This window comes from Algoriphagus algorifonticola, assembly GCF_007655305.1.
Taxonomy (GTDB): Bacteria; Bacteroidota; Bacteroidia; order Cytophagales; family Cyclobacteriaceae; genus Algoriphagus; species Algoriphagus algorifonticola.
The window spans coordinates 45,508-71,649 of record NZ_VLOG01000042.1; the positions used below are offsets into that span (position 1 = coordinate 45,508).

The 26,142-nt window shown below is 40.6% G+C and carries 16 protein-coding genes; 11 read left to right on the top strand and 5 right to left on the bottom strand.

The annotated features are described in order from the left end of the window. Positions 1 to 13: 13 nt before the first annotated feature. From FL972_RS10865 to FL972_RS10900, 8 genes are all read left to right on the top strand, one after another. Complete coding sequence (locus FL972_RS10865) at positions 14 to 508, top strand: hypothetical protein (RefSeq protein WP_091651054.1); 495 nt, start codon at positions 14 to 16, stop codon at positions 506 to 508. 579 nt (positions 509 to 1,087) lie between these two features. Further along, on the top strand, positions 1,088 to 4,303 hold the full coding sequence (locus FL972_RS10870) for a SusC/RagA family TonB-linked outer membrane protein (protein ID WP_144605414.1): 3,216 nt from the start codon (positions 1,088 to 1,090) through the stop codon (positions 4,301 to 4,303). 18 nt (positions 4,304 to 4,321) lie between these two features. After that, positions 4,322 to 5,974 (top strand): SusD/RagB family nutrient-binding outer membrane lipoprotein, encoded by a 1,653-nt coding sequence (locus FL972_RS10875; RefSeq protein WP_144605415.1) that lies wholly within the window; start codon positions 4,322 to 4,324, stop codon positions 5,972 to 5,974. Positions 5,975 to 5,992: 18 nt separating this feature from the next. After that, a complete protein-coding gene (locus FL972_RS10880) occupies positions 5,993 to 6,940 on the top strand; it encodes a hypothetical protein (protein WP_144605416.1) in 948 nt (315 codons plus the stop codon). A 137-nt stretch (positions 6,941 to 7,077) separates the two neighbouring features. Next, a complete protein-coding gene (locus tag FL972_RS10885; RefSeq protein WP_144605418.1) occupies positions 7,078 to 9,864 on the top strand; it encodes a 2-oxoglutarate dehydrogenase E1 component in 2,787 nt (928 codons plus the stop codon). 70 nt (positions 9,865 to 9,934) lie between these two features. Continuing rightward, a complete protein-coding gene (gene odhB, locus FL972_RS10890) occupies positions 9,935 to 11,485 on the top strand; it encodes a 2-oxoglutarate dehydrogenase complex dihydrolipoyllysine-residue succinyltransferase (RefSeq protein ID WP_144605420.1) in 1,551 nt (516 codons plus the stop codon). Positions 11,486 to 11,599: 114 nt separating this feature from the next. Beyond that, positions 11,600 to 12,997, top strand: coding sequence for a dihydrolipoyl dehydrogenase (gene lpdA, locus FL972_RS10895; RefSeq protein ID WP_144605421.1), 1,398 nt, complete (start codon positions 11,600 to 11,602; stop codon positions 12,995 to 12,997). Between the two features lie 81 nt (positions 12,998 to 13,078). Continuing rightward, positions 13,079 to 13,852, top strand: a complete 774-nt coding sequence (locus FL972_RS10900) for a Rossmann-like and DUF2520 domain-containing protein (RefSeq protein WP_144605423.1) — start codon at positions 13,079 to 13,081, stop codon at positions 13,850 to 13,852. Here the strand turns inward: FL972_RS10900 and FL972_RS10905 are convergent. From FL972_RS10905 to FL972_RS10925, 5 genes are all read right to left on the bottom strand, one after another. Further along, positions 13,849 to 14,703, bottom strand: a complete 855-nt coding sequence (locus tag FL972_RS10905; protein WP_144605425.1) for a pirin family protein — start codon at positions 14,701 to 14,703, stop codon at positions 13,849 to 13,851. The genes FL972_RS10900 and FL972_RS10905 overlap by 4 nt on opposite strands. A gap of 70 nt (positions 14,704 to 14,773) precedes the next feature. Then, positions 14,774 to 16,069 (bottom strand): Zn-dependent hydrolase, encoded by a 1,296-nt coding sequence (locus FL972_RS10910; RefSeq protein WP_186300105.1) that lies wholly within the window; start codon positions 16,067 to 16,069, stop codon positions 14,774 to 14,776. An 83-nt stretch (positions 16,070 to 16,152) separates the two neighbouring features. Next, the gene (locus FL972_RS10915; RefSeq protein ID WP_394344573.1) at positions 16,153 to 17,151 is read right to left on the bottom strand and encodes an acyl-ACP desaturase; all 999 of its coding nucleotides are present in this window, start codon (positions 17,149 to 17,151) and stop codon (positions 16,153 to 16,155) included. A gap of 187 nt (positions 17,152 to 17,338) precedes the next feature. Further along, positions 17,339 to 18,223 (bottom strand): SMP-30/gluconolactonase/LRE family protein, encoded by an 885-nt coding sequence (locus tag FL972_RS10920; RefSeq protein ID WP_144605428.1) that lies wholly within the window; start codon positions 18,221 to 18,223, stop codon positions 17,339 to 17,341. 4 nt (positions 18,224 to 18,227) lie between these two features. Next, the gene (locus FL972_RS10925; RefSeq protein WP_144605430.1) at positions 18,228 to 19,952 is read right to left on the bottom strand and encodes an alpha/beta hydrolase-fold protein; all 1,725 of its coding nucleotides are present in this window, start codon (positions 19,950 to 19,952) and stop codon (positions 18,228 to 18,230) included. 271 nt (positions 19,953 to 20,223) lie between these two features. On the opposite strand from FL972_RS10925, the gene FL972_RS10930 reads away from it, so the two are divergent. From FL972_RS10930 to clpB, 3 genes are all read left to right on the top strand, one after another. Next, the gene (locus tag FL972_RS10930) at positions 20,224 to 21,471 is read left to right on the top strand and encodes a dipeptidase (protein WP_144605432.1); all 1,248 of its coding nucleotides are present in this window, start codon (positions 20,224 to 20,226) and stop codon (positions 21,469 to 21,471) included. Positions 21,472 to 21,616: 145 nt separating this feature from the next. Further along, the gene (locus FL972_RS10935; protein ID WP_144605434.1) at positions 21,617 to 23,308 is read left to right on the top strand and encodes a T9SS type A sorting domain-containing protein; all 1,692 of its coding nucleotides are present in this window, start codon (positions 21,617 to 21,619) and stop codon (positions 23,306 to 23,308) included. Positions 23,309 to 23,471: 163 nt separating this feature from the next. Beyond that, positions 23,472 to 26,093, top strand: coding sequence for an ATP-dependent chaperone ClpB (gene clpB / locus FL972_RS10940; RefSeq protein ID WP_144605435.1), 2,622 nt, complete (start codon positions 23,472 to 23,474; stop codon positions 26,091 to 26,093). The last annotated feature ends 49 nt before the right edge of the window (positions 26,094 to 26,142 follow it).

The following is a 26,142-nucleotide window of genomic DNA, read 5'->3' on the forward strand; positions in this document are numbered from 1 at the left end:
ATTTATAATGTCGATGAAAAAGATTGTGTTTGTGCTATTGTTTGCAGGAGTAGTTTTTTTCCAAATTCCTTCTGCGAAAGCCCAAGTTAGAGCTTACAATACCATGGTGGGAGTAGTTGGGGGAACCAACTTGGGAGGAACGGTCAAGCAGTTCATCTCCGAACAAGGAGCCATAGACTTATTGGTATATAATCGATGGAAGGGTTGGGTTGGAGCTTTGCTTTATGAACATCATTGGGATATCAGAGAATTTGAAGGATTGGAATGGTATGTAGGTGGAGGGGCTCATTATGGAATGTGGAAAGATGGGAAAGGTGAACCTCCTTGGGTTTACAAAATTGATCAGGATTACAATGTGTTTGGAGTAGATGCAATAGTGGGTTTAGAGTATAATATCAACCGGAGTAACTTTTATTTGGGAGTTTACTGGAAACCCGCATATAATTTTGCTGATTTCACTACTCTTTGGGAAGATGAAGCTGCCCTTACTTTAAGATATTCGTTTTAAAATTCAGTCTCACATTATTTTTTTGAACCTATTTTTTCTGAATTCGCAAAAAAATAAAGTCATCATAAAAGATTTGAACCCTGATTTGAGATTTTTTTAATTTTTTCTGAAATACCCCAGGTTGTTGATATTTGCATCAAAATAAAAATTGGATTAAGAACCTTTAAAAGAGGTTAAATTTTTTAAAATCAATTCCTGAAAGAACTATATAAGGTTTTAGGAAATAAATCGGTGTAATATTTTTTTTAAAAATGATATTTCCTGTAATAGAAATCAAAATAAAATTTTGTCATCTGGGTATATATCATGCAAAACAGTTAATATTTGTTAAATACCCATACTTTGCCAAATAATCATCTTTTTACACCGCTTATACAAAATTTCTACCGCTTAATTTTCAAAATGGCCTTTAAATAGTCAATATTTAACTAATCGTATGAAAAATAAGGTTAAAAATATTTTAAAATTGTGTTTAAACAATAAAATACATAATAAATGGAATAATAATTTCAAATTTTGAATATTTTGAAATTCAATTGAAACAGATTTTCTTTACGTATCAACTAAACTAAATACCTTATGAGAAAAGCTTTACTCTTTGTTGTTGCGCTTTTCACCATGACCCTCAGCTATGAGGTGTCGGCGCAACAGCGGGTAATTACCGGTACGGTAATTTCCGACGAAGATGGACTAGGCTTGCCGGGTGCAACCGTCCTCGTGAAGGGTACGACAGTGGGTACTACCACCGATTTGGATGGTAATTATTCCATCAGCGTGCCTGCGGGTTCGAATGTGCTGATTTTCTCTTTTGTGGGTCTTGTATCCAAAGAAGAGGCGATAGGCAACCGAACCGTCATTAACGTAACCCTTACAACTGATGCAGCTCAACTATCCGAAGTGGTAGTAACTGCGATTGGTATTGAAAGGGAAAAGAAAGCCTTGGGTTATGCAGTTACCTCTGTAGGTAATGAGCAACTCGAGAACAGACCTGAGCAAGACGTAGCCCGTGTTTTGCAAGGTAAAGTGCCTGGTGTAAACATTACATCCACTAACGGTATGTCTGGTTCTGGTACCAACATGGTAATTAGAGGTTATTCCTCAGCTACCGGTTCTAACCAGCCTCTATTCGTCGTAGATGGTGTTCCTTTCAACACTAGCACAAACAACCAAAACGGATTTACTACAGGTGGTGCGACCACATCTTCTCGTTTCTTGGATATTGACCCTAACAATATTGAGGCTATCTCTGTATTGAAAGGTTTGTCAGCAACCGTACTTTACGGTGACCAAGGTAGAAACGGTGTGATCTTGATCACTACCAAATCAGGAGCATCTAAAAGAAAAGCTGCTGAAGTAACTATTAACCAATCTGTATTTACCAACGAAGCGGCATCTTTGCCTACTTATGGTCAGGTTTATGGTAATGGTTTCCAGCAAGCGCCTGGCTTCTTCTTCTCTAACTTCGGTCCAAGAATGGATGAAGGGAGAACAGTAAACCACCCTTATGCTACTTCTTCTGTACAAAAAGTAAGAGAAGCTTTCCCACAGTTCTGGGTTGATGGAATTGTAGGAGGCACTCCAGTACAGTATGAATACAAGGCATATGCTGATCCTTCTGAGATTTTCTTCAGAACTGGTTTGATTTCTAACACATCTGTTCAAGTTGCAGGTGGTTCCGATAAGACAAGCTTCAACGCTTCTTTCGGTTATACTGACGAAGAAGGATTTACTCCAGGTAACGAATTGAAGAAGTACAACTTCGGATTGGGTGTTAACTCTGCAGTTTCTGACAAACTTTCTGTTAGATCTTCTTTCACTTTCGCAATTACAGACCTACAGTCTCCTCCAGTTAACGCAGCCTTCGGTTCCGGACCTTCTGGTGGTATTCCATCTGTTTTTGCTCACGTATTGTATACTCCTCGTTCTGTGGATTTGGGTGGTCTTCCTTTTGAAAACCCAATTGATAGAAGCTCTGTGTACTACAGAGGGGGTAATGATATTGTTAACCCTAACTGGTTGGTTAAATATTATCAGAATACTTCTGATGTACAGCGTTTCTTCAATTCTACATCAATTAACTATGACTTGACCGATGACTTCTCTATTACTTATAGAATCGGTTTGGACACGTATACAGAATTGCAGGAATTAAGATACAATAGAGGAGGACCTTCTTCTTCATTGGCAACCACTTCTGGTTATTACAGATCAGTAAATGTTACAAATAGTATCTGGAACCAGGATTTGATCATCAACTGGAAGAAGCAATTCTCCGATAAATTTGGTATGAGTGCTTTGATTGGTGGTAACTCCAGATATGACACTTATGCTCAAAATGGTGTAGCTTCTCAAGGACAGTTGGCTTTCGGATTGTTCCGTCACTCCAACTTTACCAACTCCTCCAGTAATGATGCATATAGCGGTGGAGGTTTGAACTTTACCCAGGAAGAAAGAAGAATGGGTATTTATGCTAACGTAACATTGGATTATTCAAACTACTTATTCTTCAACCTTTCTGCGAGAAATGACTGGACTTCAACAGTTGAACCAGAAAACAGAAGAATCCTTTATCCAGGAGCATCAGTTTCCTTCCTTCCTAGTACTGCATTCAACTGGAACAGCAGCACTATCAATGATTTGAAGTTGAGATTAGGGTACGGTACTTCAGCTGGTTTCCCTTCTCCATATAGAACGAGAAACATTTTGAATCAAAGCGCTAGAGCTTTTGAGAGAGATGGAGCAGTTACCCAGACTCACTCTGTATCCAACCTGTTGGGTAACCCTAATTTGAAGCCAGAGTTACACGAAGAAACTGAATTCGGTATCGAGGCAGTGATGTTCAACAACAAATTGAAGTTTGACATTTCCTTGTATCAGAAGAATACAAGAGATTTGATTACTCAGGCTCCTATTGATCCTGCTACCGGATTTACTTCAACAGCTATCAACATTGGTAAAATCAGAAATAGAGGTATTGAATTCCAGGCAACTGTGACTCCAGTATCTACAGCTTCAGGTTTTGCATGGAATTCTACCATCAACTGGGGTCTTTACAGATCTAAGACCATCGAATTAGGTGGAGGTTTGGAAGAGATCGTTGTCGCTGGTTTTACTACCCTAGGAAACTTCGCGATTCCTGGAGAGCCATTTAACATCATCAAGGGTATCGGATTTGAAAGAGATGAGCAAACTGGTCAGCCAATTGTTCTTTCCAATGGTTTGTACAAGCCTTCTGCTGAATTAAAAGTATTAGGTGATCCAAACCCAGCTTGGACAGGTTCTTGGATTAACTCCTTTACTTACAAAGGATTTACCTTGAATGCCATGATGGAATACAGACATAAGGGAGCTATTTTCTCTAACACGGTGACTGCAACTCTAGCAAGAGGTGTAACCAAAGATCCGGTTGTAGATAGAGAGTTGACCTTCATCATGCCAGGTGTAAAAGAAGATGGAACTCCAAACGATATTCAAATCACTGCTTCTGATTACTTCTTTGCAGGTTATCAGGGTGCAACAGATGAGCCAAACGTATTCGATGGTTCTATGATTCGATTGAGAGAACTTTCTTTGGGTTATCAAATCCCGTCGAATTTGATGTCAAAGACTCCATTTAAGAGAGCTTCTATCGCCTTGAGTGGTACAAACCTTTGGTTCCTTGCATTGAACTTCCCTCCAAACATGAACTATGACGTAGACGTGTTGGGAACAGGTGTTGGTAACGGATTAGGATTTGACTTTGTGACAGGTCCTAGCTCAAGAAGATTTGGTGGTACTGTAACACTTACATTCTAACCCCAAACAGAAATTAAGATGAAAAAAAGAATATATAGTTTATTGCTGGCTGTCAGCACACTGTTTGCGGTTTCCTGTGATCTAGATTTGTTGGAAAACCCAAATGCTGTAAACGCAGACACAGCTTCTCCTGACTTTCTGTTAAACAGAATTCAGTTAGATTATCAGTCCTTCTTCAACACGGTTGGAGATGATGGAATGCGATTAACTCGTATTATCAACCAAGGTTCGGCGCAGTACGAAGGAGCTTATACTCCGGTTACTACGAATGGTTATTGGTCTAATGCATATGCCAATATTTTGCAAGATATCAAGTTCTTGGAGCCTTTAGCTGAAGAAGCAAACTTCCAAAGACACTTAGGAATTGCGAAGACTATCAAGGCAATGGTTTTATTCAACTTGGTTGATTCCTATGGTGATGTTCCTTTCTCTCAGGCTTTGGACCCTAACGAGTTCAATCCTGCAGTAGACCAGGGCGCCGCTGTTTATGATGCTGCTTTGGCGGCCCTGAATGAAGCAGCTGCTCACTTTGCAGCTAACCCTTCCTCTGGTACCCCAAATGATTATTACTACAACCGTAATTACACCAAGTGGGTGAGAATGATCAACACCTTGAAGTTGAGATACCACTTAAACAGAAAATTGGTTGACAGAGCAGGGGCTACTTCCGCCATCAATGCTTTGATTGCGGAAGACAACATGCTAAAGACTGGTGATGATTTTGTGTTCCGTTTCGGAACCACAAGAGCGGATCCGGATTCTCGTCATCCTAGATTTGCCGGTCAGTATACACAGGGTGGAGGAGACTATCAGTCTACTTTCTACATGTGGCATTTGACTGAAGCTAAAGGCTTTGATGATCCTCGCGCAAGATTCTACTTCTATCGTCAGGTATTGGTAAACTCTACCAACCCAGATGAAATTGAGTGTATTACGCAGATTCCACCACCTCACTATTTAGTAGGTAATTTTATCTACTGTCTGCCTGGTCAGAGAGGTTATTGGGGTCGTGATCACCTGGATCCAGACGGTATTCCACCAGATGGCTTGAAGAGAACTGCATGGGGTGTTTATCCTGCAGGTGGTAGATTTGATAACAATTCTGCTTCTCCAGTAAACAACCCATCTTTGGGTGCTCAGGGTGCTGGAATTCATCCAATCATGTTGGCTGCTTATGTTGACTTTATGTTAGCTGAGGCTGCGCAGACTTTGGGTACAACTGGTAGTGCTAAGGACTATTTGTTATCTGGTATCAAGAAGCACATGGATTATGTTGTTGCTTTTAGTAGAGGCACATCCGAAGGTGGAGCTATCAATGCTTTCTTAACCGCTCAGAGTATCAATTTGACTACCAATATTGACAATTATTTGAAATATGTTGGAGATGAATTTGATGCTGCTGCTTCCAGTGATGCTAAAATGGGTGTCATTGGTAGAGAGTATTGGTTGTCATTGTACGGTAATGGAATTGAATCATATAACCTTTATAGAAGAACAGGTAAGCCTTCACCAATGCAACCTGGTTTGGAGCAGAATCCTGGAATTTTCCCAAGATCATTCTTCTATCCAAACAACTATATGGTTACAAATACCAAAGCGGTTCAAAAACCTGATCAGTCCGTACAAGTATTTTGGGATACAAATCCTGCAGGAAACGCTTGGGTTCAATAACCGATAAATTTGAAAAATATGAAAATGATAAAATATAGTTTCGGTCTACTGATGGGCGCTTTGATTTTCCTCAGCTCCTGTAGAGACTTTGTAGAGCCGAATATTCCATATACCGACTTTGATACGGCGGCTTATTTGAGAACCATCTCAAGAACAAGCACAACGTTCAACTTCTTTGATTTAGCGAATTCTAAATTTGCTTTGACTTTGGAGGCCGTGGATGCAGAGGATGGAAACACTGTTGAAACAGTGGAAATTCGAGTTCGTCACAGACGATTGATCCCAGGTGTTGGTCTTGAGTATACTCCAGCCAACGATGTTCTAGTAAGAACTCTTCAAAAATCTGATTTTGCACCAAATTCAGAGTCTAGATTCTTAAGAGTTTCTTTTGAGATCCCTGCTTCTGAAGCCATCTCTGCGGTAGGTTTAACTCCTGCTCAAATTGAAGGCGCGGATGTATTCGAATTCAGATTAGTATTGAATGATAAGTTTGGCAGAAGATTCTCCAGTGATAACGTTACTACTAACGTTGCTGGTGCTCCTTTCTACGCTTCTCCATTCCAATACAATGTGAGCGTGATTTGTCCTTCTGACCTTGCAGGTACATACAACTTTACTCAGTCCAACATGCAGTCTATTTATGGCTCTTGCCCAGGTACTATCTCTGGAACAACTACGTTCACAGCGATAGCTTCTACTCCTGGCGCTTATAGAATCACAGACGGAACCTTTGGTTTCTGGAACTGCTATGGTGACTCTTGGGGTAGTGGAAACGTACGAATCAATGATGCTTGTGGTAAGTTGACCATGAGCGGATCTGATAAGTACAGTGCTTCTTACTCCATGACTGTAGTAAGTGTTAATGCTCAGGACCTTGTAATTCAGTGGTTAAACTCTGATGGAGAAACTGGTCTAGTAACGATTAAGTCTAATTCTGGTAAGCCTTGGCCTGCTGGATTGAGATAATAAAATTCTTTTGAATTTAAAGAGCGGCAAATTTTGTCGCTCTTTTTTTATCTAATATGTATATTTGGAAAAGCAAATAAGCGGTTTTTTAATCTGAACATTTGGGAGTAGTTTTGTGTTGTTCTCAAAAAATAACCATGGACAAATTCTCATACATCGCCAACGCTCATGTTTCCTATATAGATGAGCTCTATAATTCCTACAAACAAGACCCAGAATCCATTGATCCTAGCTGGAAAGAATTTTTTGATGGATTTGATTTTGCCCTTACCAATTACGGAGAAGGCGAAAATGGCCAGGCTGCAGGTTCTACTGCATCTGCTCCGAAAAATGGTTCTTTGGCCACTCCAGGTACCATTATGGATATGGAGCAGCTTCCAAAAGAAATTAAGGTAAGAGCTTTAATCCATGCTCACAGATCAAGAGCTCACTTAAGATCTAAAACAAACCCTGTTCGTGAAAGGAGAGATAGAAAGGCGCTGATTGATCCGGATGATTTTGGTTTGGGTCAAGATGATATGAATACCGAATTTCAAGCGGGAAATGAAATTGGAATCGGAAAAGCAAAACTCTCTGCGATAATAGATGCACTCAAAACCATATATGAGGGCCCAATGGGTTTCGAATATCTCTACATCAGAGACCCTGAAATGCTGGATTGGTTTAAAACCAAAGTTGAAAAAGAAGCTTTAGCCTTTAATCCATCCACTGACGAAAAAAAGAGAATTCTATTTAAACTCAACCAAGCGGTTGTTTTTGAGAACTTTTTGCACACCAAATATCTTGGACAAAAGCGTTTTTCTTTGGAAGGTGGCGAAAGCACTATTCCGTTCTTGGATGCTGTGATTAATACAGCTGCTCTTGGAGGTGTGGAAGAGGTAATGATAGGAATGGCTCACAGAGGGAGGCTTAACGTCCTTGCTAATGTGATGGGTAAGACTTATGAGCAAATTTTCTCCGAATTTGAGGGAACAGCCAAGCCAGATCTTACCATGGGGGATGGTGATGTAAAATATCATATGGGTTACTCCTCTGATATAGTCACTCCTGAAGATAAAAAAGTACACTTGAAACTAGCGCCAAACCCTTCGCATTTGGAAGCTGTGAACCCAGTTGTTGAAGGATTTATTAGAGCAAAAATTGACTCAGAACATAAAGGCGACAAAACAAAAGCACTCCCTATCCTGATCCACGGGGATGCCGCGGTAGCAGGTCAAGGTATAGTGTATGAGGTAACTCAGATGGCTGGTCTGAAAGGCTACAATACGGGTGGAACTATTCACTTTGTCATCAACAACCAAGTAGGTTTCACTACTGATTTTGATGATGCAAGGTCATCCATCTACTGTACAGACGTTGCTAAAATCATCGATGCTCCGGTAATTCACGTTAATGGTGATAATGCGGAAGCAGTAGTCTTCGCTGCGAAGTTAGCGGCAGAATTCAGACAAAAATTTGGTAGAGATATTTTTGTGGATATGGTATGCTACAGACGTCATGGTCATAATGAGTCTGATGAGCCCAAGTTTACTCAGCCTGAGCTTTATAATATTATTTCCAAGCATCCCAACCCTAGAGAGATTTATGTAAAGCGATTGACCGAAAGAGGAGATATCGATGCCGAAATTGCATCTCAAATGGATGAAGAGTTTAGACAACTTCTACAAGATCGTCTAAACATGGTAAAGGAAAAGCCACTTCCTTATCAAGCTACTAAGTTTGAAAGAGAATGGGGTAGCTTGAGAAGATCCAAGCCTGAAGACTTTGATCAGTCTCCAGAAACAGGAGTTGATGCCAAAGTAATTGATCAAGTTGCCGAAGCATTGACGACTATTCCAAAAGGTTTCAAGCCAATCAAGCAGATTGAGGCTCAAATGAAGCAGAGAAAAGACATGTTCTTCAAGTCCAAGTCATTGAACTGGGCTTCTGCTGAATTATTGGCTTATGGATCTTTATTACTTGAGGGAAAAACTGTAAGACTTACAGGTCAGGATGTGCAAAGAGGTACATTCTCCCACAGACATGCAGTATTACACGATGCCAATTCCAATCAACCTTTCAATTCCTTAAAAGAAATGAAAGATAGAAAGGGACAATTCCATATTTACAACTCTCTCCTTTCTGAATATGCTGTTTTGGGATTTGAGTACGGATATGGAATGGCTAATCCGCATTCATTGACCATTTGGGAAGCGCAGTTTGGTGATTTTGCAAACGGAGCCCAAACCATGATTGACCAGTTTATTTCCTCCGGTGAATCCAAGTGGCAAAAGCAAAATGGACTGGTAATGCTTCTTCCTCATGGATATGAAGGACAAGGCCCAGAGCACTCCAATGCTAGACCGGAAAGATTTTTGCAGCTTTCTGCTGAATATAATATGGTGGTAGCTAACATCACCGAGCCATCCAACTTCTTCCATTTATTAAGAAGGCAATTGGCTTGGGAATTTAGGAAGCCTTGCGTTGTGATGTCTCCAAAATCCTTGCTACGCCACCCTAAGGTGATGTCACCTATTGATGAATTTACTTCGGGTAAGTTTAGAGAGTTGATTCCTGACACTACTGTAAATACCAAGGATGTTAAGCGTGTGGTCTTGTGTACTGGTAAAGTGTATTACGACCTAGAAGAAGCTAGAGAGAAAGAAAAAGTGAAGAATGTGGCGCTTGTTCGTATTGAACAGCTACATCCACTTCCTAAAAAGCAGATTTTTGAAACATTGAAACAATACAAAGATGCGGAGGTAGTTTGGGTTCAGGAAGAACCAGAAAATATGGGCTATTGGAATTATATGTTGAGACTGCTGCATAAAGAACTTCCAATGGATGTGATTGCCAGAAAAATGAGTGCATCTCCAGCTACCGGATATAACAAAGTCCATGTAGAAGAGCAAAAAGCAATTGTTTCCAAAGCATTAAAACTGTAATTAACCGCAAATCCAGAATATTCCTTTTACCTCTTTTGCCATTTTTTGGTAAAAGTCAACAGAAAAACACATGAGCAAAGAAATCAAAGTTCCGGCTGTCGGTGAATCAATCACCGAAGTAACCATAGGCCAGTGGTTTAAAAAAGATGGGGATTCAGTTCAGATGGATGAAGTTCTATGTGAGCTTGAATCTGATAAAGCAACTTTTGAATTGCCGGCAGAGGCTGCAGGTACCTTACGAATCAAAGCAGAGGAAGGTGATACATTGGAAATTGGCGCTGTGATCTGTGTAATAGAAGAATCAGATTCAGGAGTCAAAAGTGAAGAGTCAAAAGACTCCAAAAAGTCTGAGGAAAAGTCTAAATCATCTTCTTCCTCCTCTTCTAAAACAGGGGAAGTAAAGGAAATGGTTGTGCCAACTGTTGGTGAATCTATCACTGAGGTTACGCTGGCAAATTGGATCAAAGCCGATGGCGATTATGTCAAATTGGACGATATCATTGCTGAAGTGGATTCAGATAAGGCAACCTTCGAATTGCCTGCTGAAGCTTCTGGAATACTTCGACATGTGGCAAAAGAAGGTGATACGCTGGAAATCGGTGGTTTAATCTGCAAGATTGAAGTGACTGAAGGAGAACCAGAAGCTTCCTCATCTTCTGAAAAGTCCAGCTCCGAAAGCGCTTCAAACTCATCTTCTTCTGATAAGGATAGCTATGCTACAGGTCATGCTTCTCCGGCAGCATCTAAGATTCTTTCTGAAAAAGGAATTAAGCCAGAGGAGGTAAAAGGAACTGGAAAAGACGGAAGAATTACAAAAGAGGACGCTCAAAATGCACAGAAATCTGCGCCTGCTCCAAAGACAGAATCGAAGTCGGAAAGCAAGGCAGAAGCTCCAGCTCAAAAACCAACTCAGGGAGGTTCCAGAGAAGAGAGAAGAGAAAAAATGTCCTCATTGAGACGCACTGTTTCCAGAAGATTGGTGTCTGTGAAAAATGAAACAGCCATGTTGACAACCTTCAATGAAGTCAATATGAAGCCAATCATGGATTTGAGATCCAAGTTTAAGGAGCAATTCAAAGAAAAGCATGGTGTAGGACTTGGTTTTATGTCATTCTTCACCAAAGCTGTCTGTGTGGCTCTTCAAGAATGGCCAGCTGTCAATGCCAAGATCGACGGAAATGAGATCGTATATAATGATTACTGTGATATTTCAATTGCGGTTTCCGCTCCAAAAGGTCTGGTCGTGCCAGTAATCAGAAATGCAGAAGGACTTAGCTTCGATCAGATTGAAAAGGAAGTGGTAAGATTGGCAACCAAAGCAAGAGATAATAAGCTTTCCATCGAAGAGATGACTGGAGGAACCTTCACCATCACTAATGGAGGTGTGTTTGGCTCAATGATGTCCACTCCGATTATCAACGCTCCTCAATCTGCTATTCTCGGTATGCACAATATTGTGGAGAGACCGATGGCTGTAAATGGAGAAGTGAAAATCCTTCCTATGATGTATGTGGCGCTTTCCTATGATCATAGGATCATTGACGGAAGAGAATCTGTAAGTTTCTTGGTTCGTGTGAAGCAGCTCTTGGAAGATCCGACTAGATTGTTGTTTGGAGTATAAAATAAATACGAATTACGATTTACGAAATACGACGGGCTGAGTCATTTCAGCCCTTTTTTCCAATCATTTTGCAAGTCTCGAATCTCGTTTCTTGCATCTAAAATCTAAAATAAAATGTACGAAATTATAGTAATTGGCTCCGGCCCGGGAGGATATGTGGCAGCGATCAGAGCTGCTCAATTGGGCATGAAAACAGCCATTATTGAAAAATATTCAACATTGGGTGGAACATGCCTTAATGTAGGCTGTATTCCTTCTAAAGCTTTACTTGACTCCTCAGAGCATTATCATAATGCTGCCCATACTTTCAAAACTCATGGTATTAATTTGAGTAATCTGAAAGTGGATTTGAAACAGATGATTTCCAGAAAGGATGATGTGGTCAAGCAAAACGTGGATGGCATTCAATTTTTGATGAAGAAGAATAAAATTGATGTACACCACGGAATGGGTTCTTTTGTAGATAAGAATACCATCAAAGTGACTAAAGAGGATGGTAAGTCTGAAGAGATTCAAGGCAAAAATATCATTATAGCTACGGGTTCTAAACCAGCTTCTTTGCCTTTTATTAAGCTGGATAAGGATAGAGTGATTACTTCTACCGAAGCTTTGAAAATGAAGGAAATTCCAAAGCACTTGATCGTGATTGGCGGTGGTGTGATTGGAATGGAATTAGGATCCGTTTATGGTAGAATGGGAGCAAAGGTCTCTGTAGTCGAGTATATGGATTCTTTGATTCCTTCTATGGATAAGACTATGGGCAAAGAGCTTCAAAAGTCTTTAAAGAAATTAAGCTTTGAGTTTTATTTGAAGCACAAGGTGACTTCTGTAGAAAATAAAGGAAAAGAAGTAATCGTAAAGGCTGAAAACGGAAAAGGAGAAACCATCGAGATCAAGGGCGATTATGTTTTAGTTTCTATTGGGAGAAAGCCATATACTGAAGGCCTGAATGCTGAAGCTGCTGGTGTCAAGTTGAATGACAGAGGGCAAGTGGAAGTGAATGAGTATTTGCAAACTTCCGCCTCACATATCTATGCTATTGGTGACGTAGTTAAAGGTGCTATGTTGGCTCATAAGGCTGAGGAAGAAGGTACCTTTGTTGCAGAAACAATTGCCGGTCAAAAACCTCACATTAATTATAACCTGATTCCGGGAGTAGTCTATACCTGGCCGGAGGTTGCTTCTGTTGGATATACGGAGGAGCAGTTGAAGGAAAAGGGTATAAAATATAAATCAGGGAAATTCCCATTTATGGCATCAGGTAGAGCAAGAGCCTCTATGGATACTGATGGCTTAGTAAAGGTTTTAGCAGATGCTGAGACAGACGAAATACTGGGAGTACATATGATTGGACCTAGAACTGCAGATATGATCGCTGAAGCAGTGGTTGCGATGGAGTACAGAGCTTCTGCAGAAGATATCGCGAGAATGTCCCATGCTCACCCTACTTATACTGAAGCGTTTAAAGAGGCCTGTTTGGCGGCTACTGATAATAGAGCCTTACATATATAAGATTGAAATTGATTGAATGAAGCCATTTCTCTTTTGGGAAATGGCTTTTTTATTTTGCCTAAAAAATAGCTTAATTCCGTCATGAAGTTCAAAATAGCCATTTTAGGAGCAGGAAATGTAGCCTGGCATTTAGCTCCGGCCTTGGAGGATGCAGGGCATATGATTACGGAGGTTTATGCCAGAGATATTGAGAAGGCTGGGAGAATCACTGAGCGAGTTTATGCAGCAGAAGCTAAAGAGGACTTGGATTTTTCGGAAAGTGAAGCTGAGATATTTATTCTGGCAGTAAAAGATGATGCCATACTTGAAATTGCCGATTCAGTTATTTTGCCAGAGGGAAGTATTTTGGTTCATACTTCCGGAACTACACCATTGGATATATTAGGTTATAGCTCAGCTACCTTTACTGGAATATTATATCCATTGCAATCCTTCACCATGGGACAAAAAATGGATTTGTCAGAAGTCCCTTTTTTATTGGAATCTGATGATCAGGAGGTATTGCAAAAGCTAAAAAAGCTGGCAAAAAGTATTTCTAACTTAACTTATTTGGTGAGATCCAAAGATAGAAAGGCAGTGCATGTGGCAGCTGTTTTTGCTAGTAATTTTTCAAACCACATGATCAGAATTGCTGAGGAAATAATGAGAAGGCAAGGCTTAGATTTCGAAATGATCAAACCTCTAATTATTGAAACTATCTCAAAAAGTTTACAGATAGGGGCTCAAAAAGCGCAAACTGGTCCTGCCATTCGGGAAGATTATGAAGTCTTGGAAGACCATCATCGCTTTTTAAATTACAATGAGCAAATAGCTGAAATTTATCGGCTGATCTCCCAAGACATTATTGATTCTTAACCATTCCAAGAACCAAATTTTCCTTGCTGGTAATCTTCATAAGCCTCATAGATCTCTTGCTGAGAATTCATGACAAATGGTCCTTGAGCCACAACTGGCTCATTGAAAGGCTTAGCATGGCCTAAAATTAGAATTGATTTTTCATGAGCTTCCACGGAAAGAGTAGATTCTTTATTTTCAAATTCTACCAAATGTCGGAATTGAACTTCTTCTTGATTGACTGTTACCTCACCGCGAACCAAGTAAAAAAAGATATTCTCATCTTCAGGGATCTCCTTAGTAAACTGGCTGCCGTCTTCTAAATAAATGGTGCTCATGGTAATAGGGAAGGTACCTTCAAAAGCGCCATTTACACCATTCCATTCACCAAAGAGTTGCTGCACCTGAATTTTACCTTCGCTCAACTCAAAGGTTGGAATTTCATCTTTCTGCAAGCCAACATAATTCGGATCCATCATTTTTTTCGCAGCTGGAAGATTTAACCATAATTGCAGAATCTCCAAATCACCACCATTTTTCTTGAATTCAGAGCTGGAAACTTCAGCATGTATCAAGCCCTTCCCAGCAGTCATATACTGAACTCCTCCAGGCCCAATTACAGACTCATGTCCGCTAGAATCCTTGTGCATAATATCACCTTCCAAAATGAAGGTTACTGTTTCCATTCCTCTATGTGGATGAGGTCCAAATGGGAGTCCTTGATTGTACTCGGGGTATGTTTGAAATCCGTGATGATTCAAAAACAAAAAAGGATCTATCATCTGTAAAGACCTGGTCGGCATAGGACTATATGTGACAAGGTCTGCGATAGGTCTATATTCTGATTTGTGTATTTTTTTGATCTTTCTCATAGCTAATTAATGTATATACATTTAAATGAAAAAAAGCCCTAAAAAGTTTAGTGAATTGATTTTTTTTCGACTACTGAAGCTTCTTATCCAGTTCTAAAATGGTGTAAAGAAGTACGTTGGCGCCATTGGCAATATCCTCTTTGCTGGAGAATTCAGAAGGTGCATGGCTAATTCCATCTTTACTTGGAATAAAAATCATACCCATGGGAGCAATTCTAGCCATTTCTTGAGCATCATGACCAGCTCCACTCGGAAGGCTTAGAGTTGATAGTCCCAGTTTTTCTGCTTGAGCCTGAATTACCCTTCTGACCTCTGGGTCAGCTAATGCTGGTTTGGATGCAACCTCAATATGTTTGGAATTAAACTCAACATCAAATTCCTCTGCTATACTCTGGGCTTGCTTTTCCAAGTCCTTATAAATAGTCCAAATTTTTTCTGAAGAGAGATCCCGCATTTCTAAATTGAGCTTAACTTCTCCTGGTATTACGTTGCCAGCTCCAGGGAATGCCTGAATTTTTCCAACTGTTGCTACCTGTCTTCCTTCGTAGGATTTTACTGTTTGGTTTACCGCTAGAATGAACTTTGCGGCTGCCAGCATAGGGTCTTTTCGAAGATTCATTGGAGTAGTACCGGCATGATTGGCAAATCCTATAAAAGTGATATCCCACCAGTCAATGGCTACAATCCCTTCCACTACACCAATGTCTTTCTTTTCATTGTAGAGATTCGCTCCTTGCTCGATATGTAATTCTAAAAAAGCCGCCAAATCACCCGGATTTCTTTTAATTTCATTGATTCTATCAGGATTCCCTCCTAATTTTTTGATGCCCTCATATTGAGTGATTCCTGCATTACTTACTACTTGTAGTGCCTCTTTACTCAATTGGCCTACCAAAGCCCTACTTCCTACAACTCCACCTTCTTCATTGGTAAATATGATTACTTCCAAAGGATGTTTAGTGGTAAAATTATTTTCAGCTAAGGTCTTGATGACTTCAATAGATGACATAGATCCTACAGGTCCATCGTAATCTCCTCCATTAGGCACTTCATCTATATGTGATCCAAATGCGATGGGCTTTAAAGTATCGCTTGTTCCCTTTCTTCTTCCGATAATATTTCCTGCAAAATCAATGGAAACACTCAGACCAGCATCTTTCATCAGGCTGATTACATAGTTCCTAGCCTGCAGATCATAATCACTATATGCAACTCTATCCGTTCCCCCTTTTTCATTTTTCCCAAAGGTGGAAAGCTGCATTAAAGAGGCATGAAGTCTGTCTGAATTAACTTTGAATGACTGTGCATAGCTTATTTGTAAACAAAACAGGAATAAGAGAGTCAGTGGAAATATTCTTTGAATCATAAGTTTAGCTTTTTGAAGAATAGAAATATACAAAAAAAGTCCTGCGGTAAAGACAGGACTTTTATTCGTGGTTTTGGAATGATTTATTTCAACCAAGCTAGCTTCACCTCATCAGGTGCTTTCATTCGGTCTGCCAATCTCATATATCTATCAGCAAGATTAGATAAGTAATCTTGAGCTTTTGCGGCCATATCATTTAAGCCGGTTACAGCTTCAACTTTCCAGTGATCCACCAAGTGTTGAATGATTCTAGCATAATCCCAACCTGTGTAGATTCCAACTTTTTGGGTTATCTCCGAGAAATCTTTATACAAAGATTGACGGCTTCCACCTTCTCCCATTAATACTGCCGGCATGACAATCTGCTTGCGCATCATTTTTTCGAAGGCAACCATAGCGCCACTAGGATCTATTTCAAAAATTTTAGACATGAAGGTTTTATAGGCCTTTTCGTGCCTGGCTTCATCACCTGCAATGGTTTTACAAATTCTTGAAAGCACATGATCTCCAGCTTTATCAGCAAGTTTACCAGTGTTAACGTGAGAAATCTTAGTAGCTCTTTCCTGAAAAGAGGTATAAATCATAGCCTGATAGGGATCAGATTCAGATTTTGGGTCAAATCCATTCGAAATCAAACGGTGGATGGTTTGTTCTACGGCCTTCATATCCACTCTTCCTGTTAGGTAGAGATACTTGTTTAAAAGATCACCGTGACGGTTCTCTTCTGCAGTCCAAGCTTTTGACCATCTTACCCAGCCTGAAGGAGAAAGAAGATTTCTTTCTTCGTTGATTCCTTCCAACAAATTAAAATAAGTCTGATAGGAAGGCAATGCCTCTTCCGTAATCATATTTCCTACCAGAGAAGTCAAAACGGTATCTGGAATTCCTTCCGCCCGCATTTGCAATAATTTAATGTCTTCAATCGCTTCTGGATTGGACATGTCCGGAAGAAAATCAGATGGCTGCCAACAGTCATCAGGATCTACCAGCACATTATCCACAGCATCTCCGACGATGGCATCCAGCTGGGAAATGACTTCCATGTTTTTTTCCAGCTCGTAATTGATAGGTTTTGAACTCATAATATTCGGGTTATTTGATTCTTTTTTTCATTGCTAATCAGAATCGTTATAAAGGTAAGGACAATAATGCAGAATCGGCATGGAAAAACTCTATTCCTTATTTGAGTTTCCATGAGTGGATTATAAACAACTTAGAGAAGAAAAAAGGAGCTGATTTTCTAGCTTCTTTGATCTATAAAGCTATGCTTTAGTAATCCAGTTTATAGGCTACTACCTTGTTTTTGAAGAAGGTAGGTACATATACAATCATCTCAGATGGATTGTATCCAATGTCGGCTGTGTTGGATTCTTCAGCTTTGGTGTCCAGTAGAATTGTTTGATCTTCAGCACTCGCAAACCAAATTTCTCCTTGCCATCTTGAAGCCACAAAGTTTCCGTCTCCTAAGATCACCAAGCCATCTCCTCCTGTTACCGCATCGTTGACCACCTCAGCGGTACCATCTGCATTCCATTTCTTCAAGCCAGATGCATCCAAACCATAAATAGTTCCATCATTCGCAACTGCTATACCATTGATACTGTCATGTCCTTCTGAGATGGTACTGATTTTCCCATCAGCATACATGTGAACTTTTCCAGTGTTCATGTCTGTGAAATAAACTTTGCCATCATGAGTAGCCACATCATTCAGGAATTGAGCTCCCTGAACAGGCCATCTGTTGGATACTTTCGCCGTTGCTATATCGATTTCGACTAACTGATCAATATCAGTGACATACAATTTTCCGTTACTGATGCCCATTCCTTTTGGAGCGTTCAATCCAGTAACCCAATCTTGAGTTACAATATTCCCTTCATTGTCAATAATGGAAATTGATCCTTTTCCATCTTTTCCCAATGGATCTTGGCCAATTATGTTGGAGGTATAAATTGTACCTGTCGCATCATCGTAAAGAACTGACTCCACTGTCTCTAGCGTGGCAGGTGTTTCCCAAAGTTTGGTGAGCGTTGGAGTTTTTACCTCTTCAATTACTGCAACTTCTTCAGTTCCCTCAGTTTTCTGAGGTCCACATTGTGCAAATAAAAAGCTTGCTGAAAGGCCAAGTAGGCCTAATTTGATGGTTGATTTCATTTTTTTAATTTTTGGTTAGTGTCCAGTTTTGTTGATTAAAATTTGATGGAGCTGTTACTCTCAATCTTTCCTCGATTTTATCTAAATACATGGTATTGTAACGAAGACGAGTGATGTAATTGGGAAGGCTTGGATCACCATTCCAGCAATGTTCAGCTCTATCCCCATAGGCTACTTCTCCAGCGTAATAAGGATCTTGAGTTTGCTCCAAAAAAGCTTCTGTCAGGTAAACAGCATTATTGAGGTAATAGTTGTCCATATCGCCACAGTAAATATTGATTTTACCCTCCAAATTTGGTCCGAGCTTTTTCCAGTCCCTTTCCATAATATATCGGAGATCAAAATTTTCCTTCCAATAAGCTGCAACCTCAGGATTAATTTCGCCGGTTTGTTTATTCCAGATAGGTTCGGGATAGCCATCATTTCCTACTGGAGAATATACCGCTTGCCAAATATCAAATTGATCTCCTGAACGGCTTTTATCTCCACCAAGAGCCAATTCTTTATGGTTCATATCCTTTAACATAGCAGATACATGGCCTAAATAGTTCCTTTTGCCAACTCTCGGAGTTTTTCGGAACGTTCCGTTTAAGAAATACGCATTTTTATCCTCATACAGATTAACCGTTGTGTAAGCCCTAAAATCTATAGGGTCAGGGCATGCTGCAAAACAGCCGTTGTATTCCTCCGGATAAAATACCTGAGCGGCCAAAGCTTCCCATCCGCCTGTGGATCCTCCATATAAAAATCTTGCCCAGCCCTCACCTATTCCTCTAAACTGCTTTTCTATATGTGGGATCAATTCGTAAGTGATTGCATCTCCGTATGGGCCTAAATTTTCAGAATTTACAGCATAACTGTCGTCATAATAAGGATTAGCGTGTTGGATTTCTATGATAATGAATCGCTTGAAATCCGGTGAAATCCATTTTTGGTAAAAATCATAGGCTTCTTGCTGCTGAAGTTTGGCATAACCATAGATTCCAAAGCGAGCACTGTAATCATCTTCTCCTAATTCCGGATCAGGAGGAATGGTCCTAAATCCTCCAAAATCATCAGGAAAATGCCCGTGAAAAACCATCAGGGGATAATAGTGATTTGGATTTTGATCAAAGCCTTCTGGAATCAAAACATGAGCACCTAAGTACATATCCCGACCCCAAAATTTGGAAAGTAACTCTGATTTGATTTTGATATGCTTGATGTATTCTGTGTCTTCGGGTTCTTGAAATGGTGGAATTTCCTGGTCAATAGTCAGGCTGAGATTCTCTCCGTCCAAAAGGACTTTCTTCGGAGTGCTGTAAATATTTTTTGGAGCTCTTGCCCATTGACGGCCCTCTCCCTGATCCATGGGAAGTTTTACAGTGTGGCCATCAGCGCGTTCAAAAGTTTCATATTTCTGAATAAAGGCCTGAACGTAATATTCTCCTTTTGGGAAATCCTTGAGTTGCTCAACGGGATATCCAAAGCTTTCAGGATCTAAAATGATAGGATTACCTGCTTCGAAATCTTCGAAATCCATCCCAAAAACCTGATTGCTACTCACTTCATCATTGATTCCGAATCTCGGTTCGGGAGTACTGTCCGGAGAAAAAATAACTAGAAGTCTACCGTCTTTTAGCTCTTCCTCCAACTCTGTAGCGATGTCAACTTGAATGGGTGAGTTATACTTCTCCGAACAAGAGATGATTAAAATTGAAATGACAAAAATGTAAATGGCTTTTTTCATGGTGCTGCTATTGGTTAAATGTAATTTACGATAATTCAATTGATTCTTTGGATTTTTATAATTCTGAGCTTAGAAATCAATGATTCTTTGGCTGGTTTAACCATTGGTGGATTTTTTCTGAGTCATTCTTCAAAAGGTTTTATATTCCAATTTGAAACCAACCTTATGATGAAATCGAGCATGTCGGAGCCGAAACACACTGGGATGCCCCGATGTATCGGGAAAAATATGCGAGATTCCATGTGACCTTTGAAAAACAAATTATAAACACATGAAAAAATACCTGAGCTTTCTCGCATTTGCGGCGATTCTATCTTCTTGTCAAACTTCTGAAAATACGGAGGTGGATTACACTCAAATGTCCGATGAAGAACGATTGGAAATTGCTAAAGAAATAGCCCAAAACACCATCATGGTAGATGGCCATGTTGACTTACCTTACAGGATGAAAGTGGGAGGATTTACTTTGCAAAGAGAGATTCTGGATGTTTCTGTGAGAACCCCTGACGGAAATTTTGATTTCCCGAGAGCTAAGGAGGGAGGCTTAGATGCCCCTTTCATGTCAATTTATATCCCAGCCGGAAATCAGCAGGTCCCAGGAGCTTCCAAAGCATTGGCGGATTCCTTGATTCTCATGACAGAGCGACTAGCCGAGACCTTTCCGGATAAATTTGCCATGGCTTACAGTCCTGCGGATGTAGAGGCCAACTTTGCCAAAGGCCTAGTCTCATTACCAATGGGAATGGAAAATGGAGCTGGTTTGGAAGATGATATTTCCAATGTGGAGTATTTTCATCAGAGAGGCATCCGCTATATCACTTTGACCCATGGGAAAGCAAATTTGATCGGAGATTCCAGTTATGATTCATTAAGACCCCACGGCGGGCTGTCTGAATATGGAGAGCAAGTAGTGAAGGAAATGAACCGAGTGGGGATCATGGTGGATTTAAGTCACGTTTCCGATGAAACATTTAAAGATGCCTTGGCAATAACCCAAGTTCCAGTAATCGCCTCGCATTCTTCAGCTAGAAAATTTACCCCTGGGTTTGAGAGAAATATGAGTGATGAATTGATTCAGGCTATGGCCAAAAGCGGTGGAGTGATGATGATCAATTTTGGTGGGAGTTTTATTGATTCGACTTATGCGGCGGGCTCTTCCAAAGTGCGAGAGCATTTGGTGAACTATATGGCTGAAAATAATCTAAGCAGAAGCGATTCTGCTTTCAGAGCATATGCGGAATCTTATGCAGCGGCTAATAACCCTTTCCCCTCTGTTCAGAAAGTGGCTGACCATATTGACCATGTAGTTAATCTGGTAGGGATTGATCATGTAGGATTTGGCTCTGATTTCGACGGAGTTGGGGATTCCTTGCCTACTGGATTGAAGGATGTCTCCATGTTCCCCAATTTGATTGCAGAACTTTTGAAAAGAGGCTATTCTAAAGAGGATATTGAGAAAATTTGCTATAAAAATATCTTCAGAGTTTGGCAGGCAGTAGAAGATTATGCGAAAAAGTAGCCTCCTTATTTAGTTTGAATTTCGAATTTGCACAAGGCGCCTCTTCATTTAAGGGGCGCTTTTTTATTATTCAGTAATTAATCCAGAATAGAATCACTCCTCGTAGCTATAACAGACCGAACCTAAAGTTGAATAGTGAAAGAGGATGAAAAAAAATATACTAGTAAGTTATTTATTGTTTTTTGGTCTTAGCCTTTTGGGGTTTAATCCTGCATTTTCACAAACACAACTCAAAAGGACAAATACCATCAATGCCTGCGTTAGAGAATATATTTTTGGGACACCTTCTTCAGACGAATTTGTCATCGTAGCCTTCCTTTGTAATAACGGAGGAGTTACGAATAGTTGGAGACCACCTCAGGGTTTGACTGAGTTGACTGAAATGCTGGTAATCGCAGGTGGTGGAGGCGGAGGTAAGCGAAGTGATTCCGGGAATAGAGGAGCCGGTGGAGGCGGAGCTGGTCAGGTCATTCATATCACGAATCCCAATCAATTGCAATTTCAAGTCAATAATGCTGAGGAGCAAGGGCAACCTCTAAGCATTTCAATTGGATCTGGAGGCCTCGGAGCTACTTTAATTAATGTTCGGGCGCAAAATGGTGAAAACAGTACAGTATCAAGTCCAAGTCCAATCTTCACCAATATAACCGCTATAGGTGGCGGGGGTGGTGGAAGTGCTAATTCTGTTGTAGAGGGAAATAATTCTAATTACAACGATCAACGCCGAGGTAATCGAGGAGGCTCTGGAGGTGGATCAGTAGGAGCTTACGGAACGGGAGCTTCAGATCCCATTTTTGGTGGAGAAGCTGTAAATTCTGCTTTAGGAAATCCAGGCGGTCGTGGAAGAGGAAATACCTCCGTGACCGGAGGAGGTGGCGGAGGTGGAATCGCAGGCCCTGGAGGAGAACCTGATAACAATAATGCCGGTGGGGCAGGCGGATTGGGACGTGGAGCTTCAAATGGTTTCTACACAAATTTACTTCCTTCTGCTCTTCCAGCCGACATCCCTAGAATGTTTGCTGGTGGCGGTGGTGGAGTAGCAGGTAACCCGGGTTCGGGAGTGGGTGATGCTGCACCAGGAGGTTCAGGTGTAGGAGGTAATGCAGTTGTCTCAGGAAATGGCCAGCCCGGTCGTGCTAACACGGGTTCTGGAGGAGGAGCAGGTGGAAGTAGTTCTCCTTTAAATGCCTTTACAGGTGGTAGAGGAGGAAGCGGTATAGTGCTGATTCGCTATGATTTTGCCAGAATTCTGCCTGTGGAATATGGTTCATACGCTTTGGAAGTAAATGAACAAAAAAGAAAGGTTAGCTTAAAATGGTCTACACTGAAGGAATATGAAAATGATTATTTTCAGATACAAAGGTCTATCAATGGAGTAGATGGTTTTGAGGTAATCGGGACCGTTCAGGGTCAAGGCTTCACTAACAATGTTACTAATTATGAATTCATGGACGAGTTTCCACCATTGTATTCTGACCGACTTTATTATCGCTTGGTGCAAGTAGATTTTTCCGGGAAGAAGAATGTCGGAAAGGTATTATTAGCTCAGCTAGCCACTCCGGCTTCTCAAGTTTCCAAATGGCAAGCATTTCCGAATCCTGTAAGAGGATCTAATTTGAGAGTTTTCCCAACTGAAAAAAATCTCTTAGAAGGAAACGAGATCTCGGTTCAGCTTATACATAGTTCGGGCCGATATTTTTCAGCTTTCCAGGCTAATTCAATTATGGAACTCAATAGATTAATTCAGCAGGAATTAGAAAGCCTACCAACAGGGGTCCTTTTGCTTAAATTAACCAATGCGCAGAACACTGAAGTGATTCGAATTCTAAAGGAATAGGGAACTCTTTCAATGACAAAATTTCCTATTTTTTTAATAATTACATTCTTTTTCAGACAGATTGGCTGAAAAATCCTATTGGCGATAGATTTGATGCAAGGATACTAGCTTGTCTATTTTCAAATAGAAAGCGGTAAACTTGTAACTAAACCACTATCAATATATGGATTTTAAACAATTCACCATCAAGTCTCAGGAAGCTATCCAAAAGGCCGCTGAGCTGGCAATGGCCTCGGGGCAACCCTCCATTGAAACAGCTCACCTGCTGAAGGGGATATTTTCCGAAGATGAGAATGTTACTGAGTTTGTTTTCAAAAAACTCAGTGCCAATAAACAATTAGCTTCCCAGAAGTTGGAAGAGCTATTAGGAAAACTACCAAAGGTTAGTGGGGGAAATCAACAGCCCTACCTTTCCAACTCCGCAAATCAGGCTCTCACAAAAGCAAAGGATTACCTCAAAACTTTTGGAGATGAATATGTGGCAATAGAACACCTGCTGTTAGGAATTCTTTGGGGTTCAGATTCCACTGCACAATTGTTGAAAGATCAGGGTATTGCTGAAAAGCCTCTGATTGAAGCTATCAAAGAACTTAGACAAGGAAATAAAGTGACTGATCCCAATGCTGAAAGTAAATACAGGGCTTTGGAAAAGTATTCCAAAAATCTGAATGATTTAGCCAAAAAGGGTAAAATCGACCCGGTAATTGGCCGAGATGAGGAAATTCGCAGAGTACTTCAGATTCTGGCAAGGAGGACTAAAAACAACCCGATCTTATTGGGTGAGCCCGGAGTAGGTAAGACTGCTATTGTGGAGGGGCTGGCTCAACGAATTGTCTCAGGTGACGTACCGGAAAATCTCAAATCTAAGACCTTGATTTCTTTGGATATGGGTTTGCTTGTGGCAGGAGCCAAATACAAGGGGGAATTTGAGGAGAGATTGAAGGCTGTAATTAAAGAAGTAACCGATTCCGATGGAGAAATTATTCTCTTTATAGATGAGATTCATACGCTGATCGGAGCCGGAGGTGGTGGCGAAGGAGCCATGGATGCGGCCAATTTATTGAAGCCAGCCTTGGCTAGAGGTGAATTGCATGCGATTGGAGCTACTACTTTAAAGGAATATCAAAAGTACATTGAAAAGGATAAAGCTTTAGAAAGACGTTTTCAAACGGTAATCGTAGATGAGCCTGATGCTGCAGACGCGATATCAATTCTCAGAGGTATCAAAGATAAGTATGAATTGCACCATGGAGTTAGGGTCAAAGACGATGCAGTAATTGCTGCCGTAGAGCTATCTCAGCGCTATATTTCAGATCGATTCTTGCCGGATAAAGCTATCGACCTGATGGATGAGGCCGCAGCCAAACTGAGAATGGAAATTGACTCATTACCTCAGGAATTAGACGAATTGAATCGCCGAATCATGCAGCTCGAAATTGAAAGAGAGGCGATACGGAGAGAAAAGAACAAGGATAAGGAGGCTACTTTGAGTAAGGAAATAGCCGAGCTATCCGAAAAGCGTCAGTCCGTGAAGGCCAAATGGGAAAGTGAAAAGGCTGTGATTATGGGTATTCAACGAGAAAAGGAGAATATCGATAAATTCAAACTGGAAGCCGAACAGGCAGAGCGCGCTGGGGATTTTGGGAAAGTTGCAGAAATCCGATATGGTAAAATTGTCGAGTCTGAGAAAAAGCTGGAGTCTTTCCAAAAACAGCTTAATGAAATGCAGCAAGGTTCCCCTCTACTCAAAGAGGAAGTGGATAATGAAGATATCGCCTCTGTAGTATCTAAGTGGACTGGAATTCCGGTTAGCAAGATGATTCAGTCTGAACGAGAAAAATTACTTCATCTAGAAGATGAGTTGGGTAGAAGAATAGCCGGGCAAAAAGAAGCCATAGCTGCACTTTCTGATGCCGTTCGTCGTAGCAGAGCTGGCCTACAGGACCCGAAGCGTCCCATAGGTAGCTTTATCTTCATGGGTACCACAGGAGTTGGTAAGACAGAGCTGGCGAAAGCCTTGGCAGAATATCTCTTCAATGATGAAAATGCCATGGTTAGGATCGATATGTCTGAATATCAGGAAAGGCATGCCGTCAGCCGTTTAGTCGGAGCTCCTCCAGGATATGTCGGATACGATGAAGGTGGACAGTTGACTGAAGCTGTCCGAAGAAAACCTTACTCCGTAATTCTACTAGATGAGATTGAAAAAGCCCATCCAGATGTGTTCAATATCCTATTGCAGGTTTTGGACGATGGTAGGTTGACAGATAACAAGGGTAGAATTGCCAGCTTCAAAAACACGATCATAATCATGACTACAAATATCGGTTCTCATTTGATCCAGGAACGCTTTGCGGAAATGGAGGAATGGAATAAGGAAGAGGTTTTGGAAAAGACAAAGACAGAAGTATTCGATTTATTGAAAAAATCTGTCAGACCGGAATTCTTAAACCGAATCGATGAAACGATCATGTTTGAGCCTTTGAATAAAAAGATTATCCGTAAGATCGTGGATATCCAATGGAGAGAAATCCAAAAGCGATTGTCTGAATCAAATATCGAGATAGAAGCAACCACCGAAGTGTTAGATTATCTAGGTGAAGTAGGATTTGATCCGCAGTTTGGTGCAAGACCTCTGAAGCGAACTATGCAGCGATTGATTTTAAATGAACTTTCCAAGCAGATATTAGCAGGCTATATTAAAAATGACTCCGCAGTTTTGGTGGATTTGGATGCAGACAAACAAGTCTACTTCAAAAATGTAGAGGCATCTGTTGAAGTCTAATTCAATCGAATTGAAAATGACCTCGGATTTAGTAATCCGGGGTTTTTTG

What these genes read in the sequence shown, in the direction of transcription:
- FL972_RS10865 (WP_091651054.1), top strand. Translation starts at nt 14, where the DNA reads ATGAAAAAGATTGTGTTTGTGCTATTGTTTGCAGGAGTAGTTTTTTTC.
- FL972_RS10870 (WP_144605414.1), top strand. Translation starts at nt 1,088, where the DNA reads ATGAGAAAAGCTTTACTCTTTGTTGTTGCGCTTTTCACCATGACCCTC.
- FL972_RS10875 (WP_144605415.1), top strand. Translation starts at nt 4,322, where the DNA reads ATGAAAAAAAGAATATATAGTTTATTGCTGGCTGTCAGCACACTGTTT.
- FL972_RS10880 (WP_144605416.1), top strand. Translation starts at nt 5,993, where the DNA reads ATGAAAATGATAAAATATAGTTTCGGTCTACTGATGGGCGCTTTGATT.
- FL972_RS10885 (WP_144605418.1), top strand. Translation starts at nt 7,078, where the DNA reads ATGGACAAATTCTCATACATCGCCAACGCTCATGTTTCCTATATAGAT.
- odhB (WP_144605420.1), top strand. Translation starts at nt 9,935, where the DNA reads ATGAGCAAAGAAATCAAAGTTCCGGCTGTCGGTGAATCAATCACCGAA.
- lpdA (WP_144605421.1), top strand. Translation starts at nt 11,600, where the DNA reads ATGTACGAAATTATAGTAATTGGCTCCGGCCCGGGAGGATATGTGGCA.
- FL972_RS10900 (WP_144605423.1), top strand. Translation starts at nt 13,079, where the DNA reads ATGAAGTTCAAAATAGCCATTTTAGGAGCAGGAAATGTAGCCTGGCAT.
- FL972_RS10905 (WP_144605425.1), bottom strand. Translation starts at nt 14,703, where the DNA reads ATGAGAAAGATCAAAAAAATACACAAATCAGAATATAGACCTATCGCA.
- FL972_RS10910 (WP_186300105.1), bottom strand. Translation starts at nt 16,069, where the DNA reads ATGATTCAAAGAATATTTCCACTGACTCTCTTATTCCTGTTTTGTTTA.
- FL972_RS10915 (WP_394344573.1), bottom strand. Translation starts at nt 17,151, where the DNA reads ATGAGTTCAAAACCTATCAATTACGAGCTGGAAAAAAACATGGAAGTC.
- FL972_RS10920 (WP_144605428.1), bottom strand. Translation starts at nt 18,223, where the DNA reads ATGAAATCAACCATCAAATTAGGCCTACTTGGCCTTTCAGCAAGCTTT.
- FL972_RS10925 (WP_144605430.1), bottom strand. Translation starts at nt 19,952, where the DNA reads ATGAAAAAAGCCATTTACATTTTTGTCATTTCAATTTTAATCATCTCT.
- FL972_RS10930 (WP_144605432.1), top strand. Translation starts at nt 20,224, where the DNA reads ATGAAAAAATACCTGAGCTTTCTCGCATTTGCGGCGATTCTATCTTCT.
- FL972_RS10935 (WP_144605434.1), top strand. Translation starts at nt 21,617, where the DNA reads ATGAAAAAAAATATACTAGTAAGTTATTTATTGTTTTTTGGTCTTAGC.
- clpB (WP_144605435.1), top strand. Translation starts at nt 23,472, where the DNA reads ATGGATTTTAAACAATTCACCATCAAGTCTCAGGAAGCTATCCAAAAG.